8 protein-coding genes are annotated in these 13,352 nt (G+C 35.4%); 3 read left to right on the top strand and 5 right to left on the bottom strand.

All coding sequences use genetic code 11. From position 1 onward, the window contains the following. On the bottom strand, positions 1–1,755 hold a 1,755-nt coding region (gene metG / locus ACIQ0D_RS02890), incomplete at its 3' end, for a methionine--tRNA ligase (RefSeq protein WP_395802935.1). A gap of 147 nt (positions 1,756–1,902) precedes the next feature. Between metG and ACIQ0D_RS02885 the strand changes: the two genes are divergently transcribed. Further along, positions 1,903–2,829: an LD-carboxypeptidase gene (locus ACIQ0D_RS02885; protein WP_395802933.1), complete on the top strand. Its 927-nt coding sequence runs from the start codon at positions 1,903–1,905 to the stop codon at positions 2,827–2,829. 35 nt (positions 2,830–2,864) lie between these two features. Further along, positions 2,865–3,272: a DoxX family protein gene (locus ACIQ0D_RS02880; RefSeq protein WP_395802931.1), complete on the top strand. Its 408-nt coding sequence runs from the start codon at positions 2,865–2,867 to the stop codon at positions 3,270–3,272. A gap of 69 nt (positions 3,273–3,341) precedes the next feature. On the opposite strand, the gene ACIQ0D_RS02875 is transcribed toward ACIQ0D_RS02880, so the two are convergent. The 4 genes from ACIQ0D_RS02875 to ACIQ0D_RS02860 all read right to left on the bottom strand — a co-directional run bounded on the left by ACIQ0D_RS02875 (position 3,342) and on the right by ACIQ0D_RS02860 (position 11,791). Beyond that, positions 3,342–4,277 (bottom strand): hypothetical protein, encoded by a 936-nt coding sequence (locus ACIQ0D_RS02875; RefSeq protein ID WP_395802930.1) that lies wholly within the window; start codon positions 4,275–4,277, stop codon positions 3,342–3,344. A 35-nt stretch (positions 4,278–4,312) separates the two neighbouring features. Next, the gene (locus ACIQ0D_RS02870; RefSeq protein WP_395802928.1) at positions 4,313–5,731 is read right to left on the bottom strand and encodes a SusD/RagB family nutrient-binding outer membrane lipoprotein; all 1,419 of its coding nucleotides are present in this window, start codon (positions 5,729–5,731) and stop codon (positions 4,313–4,315) included. 24 nt (positions 5,732–5,755) lie between these two features. Then, on the bottom strand, positions 5,756–8,986 hold the full coding sequence (locus tag ACIQ0D_RS02865) for a SusC/RagA family TonB-linked outer membrane protein (RefSeq protein WP_395802926.1): 3,231 nt from the start codon (positions 8,984–8,986) through the stop codon (positions 5,756–5,758). A gap of 279 nt (positions 8,987–9,265) precedes the next feature. Then, positions 9,266–11,791 (bottom strand): M14 family metallopeptidase, encoded by a 2,526-nt coding sequence (locus tag ACIQ0D_RS02860; protein ID WP_395802924.1) that lies wholly within the window; start codon positions 11,789–11,791, stop codon positions 9,266–9,268. Positions 11,792–12,004: 213 nt separating this feature from the next. On the opposite strand from ACIQ0D_RS02860, the gene murF reads away from it, so the two are divergent. Next, the gene (gene murF, locus ACIQ0D_RS02855; protein WP_395802923.1) at positions 12,005–13,306 is read left to right on the top strand and encodes a UDP-N-acetylmuramoyl-tripeptide--D-alanyl-D-alanine ligase; all 1,302 of its coding nucleotides are present in this window, start codon (positions 12,005–12,007) and stop codon (positions 13,304–13,306) included. The last annotated feature ends 46 nt before the right edge of the window (positions 13,307–13,352 follow it).

The following is a 13,352-nucleotide window of genomic DNA, read 5'->3' as shown; positions in this document are numbered from 1 at the left end:
CATTGAAGCTTGTTCATTGGATTTTTTACTATCCATTAATCGCTGTATTTGTGCCTCAATCTCGGCATCCTCAATCTTCTCAAATAATAAACTTGCTTCATTCAACTGGTGACCGATAGGAAGTAAATCCAATGTACCCGCTGTATTCCAATCCTGAACATTCATGTTTAGCATTGTAAACAATTTTTGAGCACTAAATGGTAAGAAGGGTTGTGCCAGAATAGCCAAGTTTGAAGCAATCTGCAATCCGATATTCAGAATTGTCTTCACACGCTCCTCATCTGTTTTTATGATCTTCCAAGGCTCTTCATCCGCTAAATATTTATTTCCCAAACGAGCCAATGCCATAAACTCTGATAATGCCTCCCTAAATCGATACTGCTCAATGGATGCGGCAATCTTTGATGGATAATCCTTTAATTCTGCCATCACTTGCAAATCAATAGCTGTAAAAGCAGAACCCATCATCACTTTTCCATCAAAATATTTATGGGATAAAACCATAACACGATTCACAAAGTTTCCAAATATAGCAACAAGCTCATTGTTATTCCTCGCCTGAAAATCCTTCCATGTAAAATCATTATCCTTGGTCTCAGGCGCTGTGGCTGTTAAAACATAACGTAAAACATCCTGCTTATCAGGGAAATCTTGAAGATATTCATGCAACCAAACTGCCCAATTTCTGGAAGTTGAAATCTTATCTCCCTCCAAATTTAAAAACTCATTGGCAGGTACATTATCAGCCAACTGGAATTGACCATGTGCCATCAACATCGCAGGAAATATAATGCAATGAAATACAATATTATCCTTACCTATAAAATGCACCAATTTAGTATCCTCGGAATACCAATAAGTCTCCCAACTATCTTTCGGCTTAAAACTCTCATTAAGATAATATTCAGCCTTCTTTTCAGGACTTAAATTGGGATTGCAAAGATCTTTTGTACCTGAAATATAACCAATTGGGGCATCAAACCAAACGTATAAAACCTTACCGTCGGCACCTTCAACAGGAACTTTTACTCCCCAATCAAGATCACGTGTCATTGCACGAGGGTTTAAGCCCCCGCTAAGCCATGATTTGCATTGTCCGTACACATTTGGTTTCCAATCCTTGTGCGCGTCTATATAAGCCTCTATTTGAGGCTGCATGGTATCTAATGGTAAAAACCAGTTCTTTGTTGAGCGCAGTACAGGCTGTGCCCCTGATAGTGTGGAACGGGGGTTTATTAATTCTGTCGGACTCAACGTGGAGCCACATTTCTCGCATTGATCACCGTAAGCTTCTTCATTACCACATTTAGGACAGGTTCCAATAATATAACGATCTGCTAAAAATTGTCCAGCCTTTTCATCAAAATATTGTTCTGTTTCTTCTTCCTTAAATACTCCCTTATCATACAAGGTTTTGAAAAATCCGGAAGCAGTATCGTGATGAGTTGCCGATGAGGTACGGTGGTAAATATTGAAGGCTATTCCGAAATCACGGAAAGAATCGCCAATAATTTTATGGTATTTATCTACTACTTCCTGCGGACTAACACCTTCTTTTTTAGCTTTTAAAGTAATAGGAACACCATGTTCATCAGATCCACAAACAAATACAACATCCTTACCAGTTGATCTTAAAAATCGAACATATATATCCGCAGGAATATAAACACCCGCCAAATGTCCAATATGCACAGGGCCATTGGTATAAGGTAAAGCTGCAGTAACTGTGTATCTCTTGAATTTATCGGTTCCCAAAATATAAATATTAGCTAATTTTTAATTTGCAAAGATAAAGGCTAATGTGCTAATTTAAAATGGCTATTTATATATTTCTATTAAATGAAATTGTAATTTTAAATTAATTATAATTCAATAAAAAGATTAAACCCCTAATAAAATTAAATGACGGATTCAAAAACGCATTCCTATAAAACTCCTCCATATTTAGTGAAAGGGGATACCGTAGCAATTACCTGTCCGGCGAAAAAACTACCCCATAATATTAATGATGCAGTTAAATTACTAGAATCCTGGGGATTAAAAGTAATATTAGGGGAAACCGTAAATGCTTCCTGGAATCAGTTTGCAGGTACCGATGAGCTTCGCGCTTCTGATATACAACAATTTTTAAATAATCCTGAAGTGAAGGCTATTTTCGCTGCGCGTGGGGGTTATGGCACTATCCGCATCATTGATAAACTTGACTTTAATAGCTTTAAAGAACAACCCAAGTGGATTATTGGTTTTAGTGATATTACTGTTTTGCATAGCCATATTCAAGCTTTGTATCAAACAGAAAGTATTCACGGACAAATGCCATTAACTATCCCTGATGGTTCAAAACCTTCTTTGGAGAGCCTTAGAAAAGCCTTATTTAATGAGCCTTTAGAATATCATTATACAAGTGAGATTCCCAATAAAAATGGTCAGGCGAAGGGAGTTTTGATAGGAGGAAACCTAACCCTGATGGTGATGATGGCTGGATCTACCTCTGAACAAGATTACACAGATAAAATCCTCTTTTTAGAAGATGTTGGAGAATACCTCTACTCTTTAGATCGCATGATGTGGAATTTAAAACGTGCTGGTAAACTAGATAATCTCAAAGGATTAATTGTGGGTTCCTTTACAGAAATGAAGGATAATGATATTCCTTTCGGACAAAACGCAGAAGAAATTATATTGAGTCATGTGGCAGAATATAACTACCCAGTATGCTTTAATTTCCCTGCCGGACATATTAACGATAATCAAGCACTAATTTTAGGAAGAAAAGTAAAGATGACTGTTCAAAACAAAGAGGTTAACTTAATATACACAAATTTTTAATCAAATACAAATAAAAGCAACAAAACACATTCATTATGGCACTATTAGCATCTTTTGGGAAATACAAAAATACTGGATTATTAATTACCCGAATTGGATTAGGCATTATGTTTATGATGCACGGCTACCCCAAATTATTAGGCGGACCAGAACAATGGGAATCAATTGGCGGGGCAATGAAGAATGCTGGGATAGATTTTATACCTGTAATTTGGGGTTTATTAGCAGCAGTAACAGAAACTTTTGGTGGATTTTTAATATTGCTCGGATTAGCATTTAGACCAGTATGTCTTTTATTAACTTTCACTATGGCAATTGCCGCAAGTGTACATCTTAATAGCAATGAAGGTTTTATGAGTGCTTCACATGCTATTGAAGTGGGTGTAGTTTTCTTCGGATTAGCTTTTATTGGTCCCGGGACTTATAGTGTGGACAAGAAGTAAAAACGTTTTATAAAAAAAAGGCTGCCTCTTAATTAAAAGAGACAGCCTTTTTAAAAAATTGACTAATTATTAAGGTCTTTTACCTTCATACTTTAGAACAACACTCATATCACGACCATTTCCACCAGGTGCAGAACCTCCACCCCATTCGAAGTTAAGGTAAAACGTTTTAGTAGCTGGATCATAGTAATTAGGCTTGCCTGGGCTATTTTTTAAAGTAGCATTACCTAAAGCAGTCATTGTAGTTTGATTAGTTGTTGGATTAACATACAACCTAAAATTATCAACACCACCAACACCACCACCATTAGCCCATACTGGAGTCCAAGTAAGTGTATTTCCATCAATAGTAGTAAATGCTCTGTTTGGAAGACCTACAAGTGATCCCATTAAAACATCACCAGTGTTTAATACACCATTGGTATATCTGTTAAACTGACTAACTGACTGAAAACTGTACATACCATCATATTTGTTCAAAACAGTAAATACAACAGTAATCGATTTTTGAGTACCAGCAGTTACCGTTGCACCACCAGTATTACCGATAGTATAAGCAACAGCATACTTCAAAGTTGGGTCTAACAAAGCACCGTTTAAGTTAATCTCAAAATCGGCAGCAAATACACCAGGAGCGAAATTTACAGTAAAACCATTTGCACTTTTAACAAATTTAGCTGCAGAAGAAGTTTGCAATGTAAAGATGTTATCAGGTAAAAAAGTATAACCAGCTGGAACAGCAGCTTTAACCAATTCAACTGAAGAAGCGGTACTCAAGCTTTCATTGCTATTTACATCTCTAACCAAACTAAAAGCACTAATTGGCTTAATATTAGTAAAGGCTTCAAATAAGAAGGTTTTAGTCGGACCTTCAGCAAACTTAAGAATGGTTTGTCCCTTATCGCCCAGGTCATTATCCCCAACAAACTCATCCTTTCTGCATGATGTTATTGTTGTTGCTAAGGTGATTACAAATACAAGGTATTTGAATATATTTCTTTTCATAATATGAAATTTTTAATTAATGGTTAAAAAATAGCTTATTGATCCCACCAAACTTTAGAATCTTGTTTATCACCACCAGGTAATCTATCAACAGCTTCTTTTACAAGTTCTGGGTTATTAGTGTACTCTGCGGCTGCATAGGTAAATCTTCTTACAATTTGCTTAGAAGAGTTAACTGCATCAGGAGCTGGAGTTAAAACAGGGAAACCAGTTTTACGCCATACATTCCATCCCATGTGACCATCAGGATAACTAGCAATCCATTGTTGAGTTGCAATTTTCTTAACATTATCTGTGCCTAAAGCTACGTCAGGAGCATTAAAATATGCTGCACTTGGAGCAGCTAATCCCCACTGAGTGAAAGATAAAGTAATTCCGTCCTTATAAGTATCTGCAGCAGACTCAGTAGTCCAACCTAAATTGGCAGCCTCTGCTCTTGCCAAAGCAATTTGTGCAGCAGTAATTAAAAATACTGTACTACCCTCTGTTCTAAAATCACCTCTCAAAATACGAGCCCAGCCAGCATTAGCATTAACAAATGCTCTAGATTTTGATTCATTCAATCCGTAAGGTACTCCAACTGTAGAAGTTCCAGAACCACCAGTGTGTGAATCGCCACCGTAAACATTAATTCTAGCATCAGTTAAACTTGACAACATATCAGTCATTGTCTTACTTTCAGCATCATCTGCACGGCCATTATACCAACCCCAAATTGGGCTTTTGTAATTAGGAGCAGCATACTTTAATTTAAAGTTATGATCATTTGTAGAAATATAACCTCCGTTTGCAGCTAAAGCAGCTTTAAATTCTGTAGCAGCATAGCCAGAAGCTGCAGGAAATTTCTTAGATAACTGAATTGACATTAACATTCTCAATGAGTTTGCCATTCTTTTCCAAGAATCTACATTACCATTATACACAATATCACCACTTATTGGAGAACCATCAAAAGAAGCAACAGCATCTGTTAAAGCCTTGATCATACCCTTATAAATATCTTCTTGAGTATCATATTTTGGCTTACCAAATTCAATTCCCTTTAATGATTGAGAATAAGGAATATCACCCCAACGATCGGTCATCTGCCAAAATATAAATTGCTTTACTATGTTTGATACCGCAACCTGATTTTTGCTAGGGCTAATGTTTATGATATTCTGAAGATCATAAAGTGTACCACTATAGTTACCACTAAATGCAGCCTGTGGCAATGCATATAATGATGTTGAAGGATATTGTGTTTCACTAAAATACTGCGCATAATAGCCAAGTTGACGACTAGTAGTCCAATTACCTAAACCAGCTAGAGAATTCGTTAACAACGCAGATGCACTAGGCTCTGTTGTTGCTGCTGGATTAACATTGGTATCACCAAAGTCACTTAACTTCTCACAGCTTGACATTCCGAAAACCATCAAAAATGCCAATCCATATATTAATTTATTTTTCATTTTTTATCTTTTTTAATAATTTAATTAAAATGCAACTCTTAAATTAAATCCTATACCTCTAGTTCCAGGTAACTGTGAATTTTCTCCAGCTGAACCAGAAACTTCAGATGGATCAAAGTCTTTAGTCTTAGCAAACAAAATTAGTGGATTTCTTGCTACAAGTGCAAACGAAGCATTTTGAACATATTTATCTAAGCCCAATTTCTTAACTGGTATACGATAACCAATAGAAACCTCACGTAATTTAACAAATGTTAAATCGTAAACATATGGATCCCAAATTTTTCTGTTATAGAAGTTTGCAAAATAAGTTTGAGCAGGTACATATTTTGTTACTGGAACACCAGCTGCATCTACACCATCAACTCTAACACCACCACCATCTGCAACATCATCACGAATAGACATTCCCTTATCGTTAACAGTTGCTGTACGTGCAGTTAAACCACTATATGAACCCCACATATTTGAAAGTGAAGAGAACTTACCACCAATAGAATAATCAATATTCGCATTGATATCGAACATTTTAAATAAACTGAAAGAGTTCTGCAAACCACCCACATGCTTAGGAGTAACTAAACCGTAAGACATAGGAGCAGCAGCTACCTGATACAAACCATTCGCATCTAGAATTGGCACACCAGCATCATTTCTTAACATACCAGTACCATAAAGCTCACCCCACTGTTGACCAGTTCTATGTACCATACTTGGTAAACCAAATGTAATTGTAGCAGCTGTAATGCTATTAATACCATATTTATTACTAATCTCTACTACCTTATTATCTAATAAATTAGAATAAGTTGCAGATACATTCCAACTAAAGTTTGGACGACTGAAAGCTTCTAAGCCTACCTGAACCTCTAAACCTTTACTATTAATTCTACCAATATTAGTTAAAATAGAACTTAAACCACTGGTAGCATTAATCGAAACTGATCTAGGAATACCAACTTCTGATTTATCCCATAAGGTAAAAGATGTTGATAATCTTCTATTAAATAATTTTAAATCAAGACCAATCTCCTTTGCTGCTTGTACAGCACCAGAAATAGATTCGTCAACTAACTGATCTGGTGTAGCCATTAATAAGTTACCATCCCACTTTAATGTTCCTACACCATAAGCAGCACCTGGATAAGCATATGCACCTAAAGATTGTGGAACCTCACCCCATGATGCTCTCAATTTAGCTTCACTTAACCAAGTACCTTTAATACTTTTAGGTAATAGATCACTAAATACAAATGAAGCACCAATTGATTTAGACATCACGTCATTGTTATTAACTGGAAGAGTAGAGAACCAGTCGTTACGTAAGCTACCATCAAGGAATAAAAAGTTCTTGTAACCAACGCTAAATCTTCCGAATAAAGCTCTGTATTTATCTTGAGAACGAGAGTTACCAACCGATGGAGCATCTACCGAATTATTTACAGTAAATAAATCTGGGATAGATAAACCATTATTAGTATTAGCGTTATTTCCATTACTTTTAGCAACGAAAAAGTCTAAACCAGCATTTGCATCAACAGTGAAATCTTTGATTTTCTTACTGTATGTACCCACTAATTCGTAGTTTTCTCTATTTGAATAAGAACTACGTGTGCTGTAAGCATTTCTAACACCAGTAGAAGAACCACTACGCTCAAGAATGCTGTATGTTCTACCTTCATTAAAAGCTGTATTTTGTTGCTTACGATAAGCACCTACAAATTTTAAATCATTGTTTACCTTGTAGGTAAATGAAATATTACCATATAAACGATCTCTTTGGCTCATTGATTTTTCAAGATCAGCATATGAGAACATATTGTACCAATAGTGATTACCATCAAAAGCCATTGGGTCGTTTGGATTATAAGATGTTGGATTAAAGTGGTTCCAACTTGTAATAATATTACCACCGATACCTGGAGTAGTTAAACCTCTTAACTCTTTCATGATACCCATGTCTAAGTTACGGTGAAACCACTGATTGAATGCACCACTACCTAAGTTAGAATAATCATCGGCAATGTTACCATTCAAAACCTGCTTTACATAATTAATATTTGAAGATACTGAAAACTTCTTGCTAATTTCATATGATCCAACTAATTGTAACTGGTTTTTCAACAAATTACTACTAGGAATTAAACCATTTGTATATTGATTGTTATAAGTAAGTTTAAAATTAGAACGATCATTACCAGTTCCATAAGAAACCGAGTTATTGTATGTTGCACCAGTATTGTAATAATCTCTAGCATTATCAGGTTGAGGTACTAAAGCAGTTGTTTTGTACGAATACTGTGTACCACCATACCATGCATACCAAGGAATATACTCTTGACCAACCATACGAGGACCCCATGAAGTATCATCACTATAATCATGATAATATTTACCATCTAAAGCCTTCCATTCTGCTGGATCTGATGCTTTCCAAGTGTACTTCATTAAGCTACCAACCGAACCACCAGCATAAGAATTTTGATAATTTGGTAATACATAAGGATCTTCAAATGTTACACCAGCGTTAATTGTAACGCCTGCAGCACCTCCACTTGATTTACCTTTTTTAGTTGTAATGATAATTGCACCATTAGCACCTTGAGAACCCAAAAGTGCCGCAGCTGCTGGTCCTTGTAATACAGAAACACTTTCAACGTCATCTAAGTTCAAGTCATCCGCATTAGGAAGAATCGTACCGTCAACAACATAAAGAGCTCCATTACCCGTTCCAAAGCCATTACCACCTCTCAACCTTACTTCAGTATTTCTACCTAAAGCAGCAGCCGACTGGCTTCTAACCTGAACACCAGCAACCTTACCAGCAAGAGCGTTGTTTACGTTAGTACTTCTAATAACGTTTAATTTCTCACCAGTTACAGTTTGAACGTTATTTGTTGCAGCACGAGGCGTTTGCTTAGTTCCATAAGCAGCCGTAATTACAACTTCGTTCAATAATTTAGAATCAGCTTCTAAAGCTACATTTAATGCGCCATTAGAAATTTCGATTTCTTTTGTTAAAAACCCGATATAAGAAACTACCAATGTTTTAACATTAGCAGGAACTTTTAAGGTGAATTTACCATCAACTCCCGTTGAGGTTCCGGCATTTGAGCCTTTTACTTTAATACTTACTCCAGGTAAAGGTAAACCGTCTGTCTTGTCGGTTACAGTTCCTGTCACAGTGCGCTCCTGAGCAATAGCTTGAAAAGCTATAAACAACAACAAGAACAAACTTTGTAGAAGTTTTTTCATACTTAATTAGATTTGAATTGTTTAAATTGAGGAATAAATTAATTATTTTAAAAAGTAGTACTTTAACATTTAAAGGTATTACTTCAAAAAGTAAATTTGGTGAAGAAGTTTAATATTACAAAGTATATTGAAGTATATTTTTATTTTTTGAATGTAACACGTTAATAATCAGTGAGTTATTTTTTTGAGTAAAAAAATAAAATTTAGAATATTAGAATATTTTGACCCGAAAAGATTTTTATAATTTAAAATGGTTTTGTGGTAAATTTTATTCTAAATCTAATTCCCAACCATAAAAACCGCATTACTAAATAATAATTTACCGCTCTCCCAAAAACTACGGAATAAAGGATCATCAGATAAATAAACAACTGAGCCATTGCCCATATCTTGAACCCCAAAAATTAATCCATCAACGGTTTTCTTCTTAGCTTCTGCGCCAACAAATCCTGTCACGTAATTATTCTTCTTCACAACACCCACATTCCAGCCCTCATTTAGGTACTGATAAACTTGATCATCTAATTTTAAAGAGTAATAGAAATTAGGAAAACCAAAACCAAGTGGGTGGCTATTATCTAAATCAATTTTATAAATAGCACCCGGAGTATTGTTTAAAATACTCTCTCTTTCACGGTTTTCATAGGTCTTGATAAATTTATATGGATCTAGTCCCTTCTCGTCTTTCTTTGCCTCTTCCTTAATTTTAATGTCAAATCCTTTTACTTCAGCCAATTGCGACACGGCATTGCCCATGGCAATTAACTTCCCACCACCACGAACCCACTGGATTAATTTTTCATTAGATAAATCTGCATAATTCCCAGATGGTAAAATAAGTACATTAATCTCCGACCAATCTATTCGATTAAGATCTTGTGACCTTACAATGCTTACTGGATAATTAATTTGTTGCTCAAAAAAGTGCCAAATCTCACCAAATGCAAGTGAAGATGTAGCTTCTCCACCAATAACCACAACTTTCGGCTTTTTTATCAACCTAACCTTATCCGAACCCAAATCAGCTCCCTTATCCACAAATCCAGATGCCATTGGTACTAAATCAATTCCATTCTTCTTAGCCAAATCATAGATTACATTTTCAAAATTAGCACCTAAAGCTAGATTCCCGTTTCTTGTAATAATCAGTGAACCCGCATCGAAACGATTTCCAGCACTTTCAAAAGCGATTTCAGAAAATCTAACTTTAATATTTCTCTTTAATAAGTCGCCTAGAAACTTAACATCAGTCACAGAGTTCCAATTAGCAACATAAGCTGTTGCATTCTCTACTTTATTTATACTCTTAGTCTCCCTTTCTGGTGAACTTAATAAAGGATTTAAAGACTCTTTGCTTGCAAACGCTTGAATACCATGGGCATAAGGTAAAGACCAAGCGGTAATATCATAGGTTGCAGAATCTGATACAAAGGTATTCGGCTCAAATAGAACCTTAAGAAGCACAGATTTAGCTTGATAAGCACTGATAACCATATCACTTTTACTGACCTTTACTGATTCATTTTTACCCGTAAAATAATTAAAAGCCTGAACCGACTTTGAAGCACCATAGCCAAAATCAATACCATTGCGTTTTAAAAGTGTGGATAAAGTTTTTAACTTTTCAGGATTATCGCCGCGAAGGATATAAGATTTATACTCTCCCGGCGGACTCGTCTTGCTCTTAACAAAGTAATTACTAAACTCACTAAGGGCTCTATCAGCATATTTAGATGAAGCTTCTACGGTAGATAATCCACTTGTAAAATGATGATCAATACGATCTTTTAATGTAAGCGTATCTCCCTCGGCTGTGATTATCGCTAATCCTGCTCTTCCCGATCCTCCCTGCTCAAAAGTCATTCCTACCGAACCATTATAAATTGGATAAGTATCTCCATAAGATGGATATAATAGGTCGAAACGCTCCTTTGTAAAATACAACCATGCCTTTGCATCAAAATAGCGTGCATTATTCTTTCCTATGATCGTTTGAAACTCTCTTTGCCAAGCACTAATAACCTCATGATATGGTTCTGCTGCAGGCGCAAAATAATAGGGCTCATCAACACCCTGCTCATGAAAATCAACATGCACTTGAGGTAACCACTTATTGTATACTGCTAAACGCTGCTGACTCTCAACTTGCGATTGCCATGCCCAATCACGATTTAAATCAAAATAATAATGATTTGCTCTTCCTCCAGGCCATGGCTCCATATGCTCTCTAGTAAATGGTAAAGCATCTGGAATCAAATTTTTTATCGGATTATAAAAATTTACATATCGCTCTCTTCCATCCGGATTTAAACAGGGGTCAATAAGAACAACAGTATTGTTTAACCAGCTTTTTGTCTCTTGATTTGCCGGATTTAAAAGCTCATAAACAGTTTGTAATGAGGCTTCTGTGGAAACCGACTCATTCCCATGAACATTATAACTTAACCAAACAATAACTGGTTGATCTGCAGTTTTAGTTTTAGCAATAGGAGCTGAAGCTTGATCGCTAATCCCCGCAAGGCTCAAATTATTTTTACGTATTTCTTCTAAGCGATTAATATTATTTTCGGATGCTATATAGGCCAAAATCAAAGGGCGACCCTCATTTGTTTTACCATATTCTTGCAATTTTATATGCTTAGAAACAGTACTGAGATATTTATAATAATCAACAACACGATGATGTGGGGTAAATTGATCTCCAAGTTTATACCCTAAAAATTCAGACGGAGATTGTATTTTTTGCGCTGCGACATTAAAAACAGTTGATAAAAAAAGGAGGATTAAAAAAGAGATTTTTTTCATATTATGAACGTTTTTAACACAAAAAAGCGTTAATTAAATTTATTTTTCGTATATTATTGTTAGTTTGAAATCACAATCTATGAAAATTCAAAGAAATCACAATTCGATTTCAAAACTAAACATATGGCATCTAATCTACGAATGAAAAAGTCTAATTGCCAATTTCTTCTCCTTAAGCAACAAAAATCTTAATATTGTAAACAATAATATAATATGACAACTGAGCAATTATACCAGGTTTACTTAAAACACCCAATCGTTTGTACAGATACTCGAAAAATCACTGACTCTTGTCTCTTTTTCGGACTCAAAGGGGATAATTTCAATGGAAATCAATTTGCACTTCAGGCCATTGAAAGTGGTGCGGCATTCGCAATAGTTGATCAGCCAGAATATGCTATTAATGAGCAGTTTATCCTTGTTCCTGATGTATTAGAAAGCCTTCAAAACCTTGCTCGCTTACATAGAAAACACTTAAAAATACCCGTAATTGGCATCACAGGATCCAATGGTAAAACTACAAGCAAGGAACTACTCAATTCTGTTCTATCTCAAAAATTTAAAACCTTTGCCACAGAAGGTAATCTCAATAATCATATCGGAGTACCGTTAAGCTTATTATCAGTTAGCATTGATTGCGAAATTGCAATAATAGAAATGGGAGCAAACCATCAAAAGGAAATTGAATTTTTATGTAGCATTTCGCAACCGAGCCATGGAATGATTACAAATGTTGGCAAGGCTCATTTAGAGGGTTTTGGCGGACTTGAAGGTGTAAAAATTGGCAAAGGGGAACTGTATCAATACCTCTCTGACAATAATGGGATAGTTTTTATCAATAATGACAATTCTACTCTCAAAAATATGGCCCAAGATAGGAAGGTTAAAAATATCATTTCTTATGGTCAAAACGACTCTAATTTTCTGTCTATAAAATTAAAAAATACTTCTCCATTTTTAAGTGTTGAATGGAAAGTAGAAAGAGGTAATCAATACCTAGCCCATTCAAATTTACCGGGTACATATAATTTTGAAAATATCGCTGCTGCTATTTGTTTCGGTGCATTTTTTAAATTAAGTCCGGAGCAAATCAACAAAGGTATAAGTAACTACAAACCAGTTAATTACAGATCGCAAATTTTAAAAACAGAAAAAAATACCATTATTTGCGATTATTATAATGCCAATCCAAGCAGCATGATTGTTGCCCTCGAAAATCTAGAAGATACCGAAGCTAAATCGAAAATATTAATTCTAGGGGATATGTTCGAGCTAGGTGTTGAATCTGCAAAAGAACATCAATTCATCCTTGAAAAAGCATTAAGCACCAAATCAGATCGAAGAATATTAATTGGAGAAGAGTTTTTTAAATTACATTCAAAGAATGGAGCTGAATTTTATAAAAATACTGCCGATGCAGAAAAAGCGCTTCAAAAAAATCCGATTGAGAGTTCTACTGTCCTATTAAAAGGCTCAAGAGGAATGAAACTCGAAATATTACTTAATAGTCTTTAAACTTTTTCTATACCGCTGCAATAGGAATAGAATTGGCGCACAAACT

Origin of the sequence: Daejeonella sp., assembly GCF_044342615.1 — a bacterium.
In the GTDB taxonomy this organism is placed as follows: domain Bacteria; phylum Bacteroidota; class Bacteroidia; order Sphingobacteriales; family Sphingobacteriaceae; genus Daejeonella.
The sequence above is the reverse complement of the archived record's forward strand: the minus strand, read 5'-3'. Positions and strand labels throughout refer to the sequence as shown.

What these genes read in the sequence shown, in the direction of transcription:
- ACIQ0D_RS02870 (WP_395802928.1), bottom strand. Translation starts at nt 5,731, where the DNA reads ATGAAAAATAAATTAATATATGGATTGGCATTTTTGATGGTTTTCGGA.
- ACIQ0D_RS02885 (WP_395802933.1), top strand. Translation starts at nt 1,903, where the DNA reads ATGACGGATTCAAAAACGCATTCCTATAAAACTCCTCCATATTTAGTG.
- ACIQ0D_RS02860 (WP_395802924.1), bottom strand. Translation starts at nt 11,791, where the DNA reads ATGAAAAAAATCTCTTTTTTAATCCTCCTTTTTTTATCAACTGTTTTT.
- ACIQ0D_RS02865 (WP_395802926.1), bottom strand. Translation starts at nt 8,986, where the DNA reads ATGAAAAAACTTCTACAAAGTTTGTTCTTGTTGTTGTTTATAGCTTTT.
- murF (WP_395802923.1), top strand. Translation starts at nt 12,005, where the DNA reads ATGACAACTGAGCAATTATACCAGGTTTACTTAAAACACCCAATCGTT.
- ACIQ0D_RS02880 (WP_395802931.1), top strand. Translation starts at nt 2,865, where the DNA reads ATGGCACTATTAGCATCTTTTGGGAAATACAAAAATACTGGATTATTA.
- ACIQ0D_RS02875 (WP_395802930.1), bottom strand. Translation starts at nt 4,277, where the DNA reads ATGAAAAGAAATATATTCAAATACCTTGTATTTGTAATCACCTTAGCA.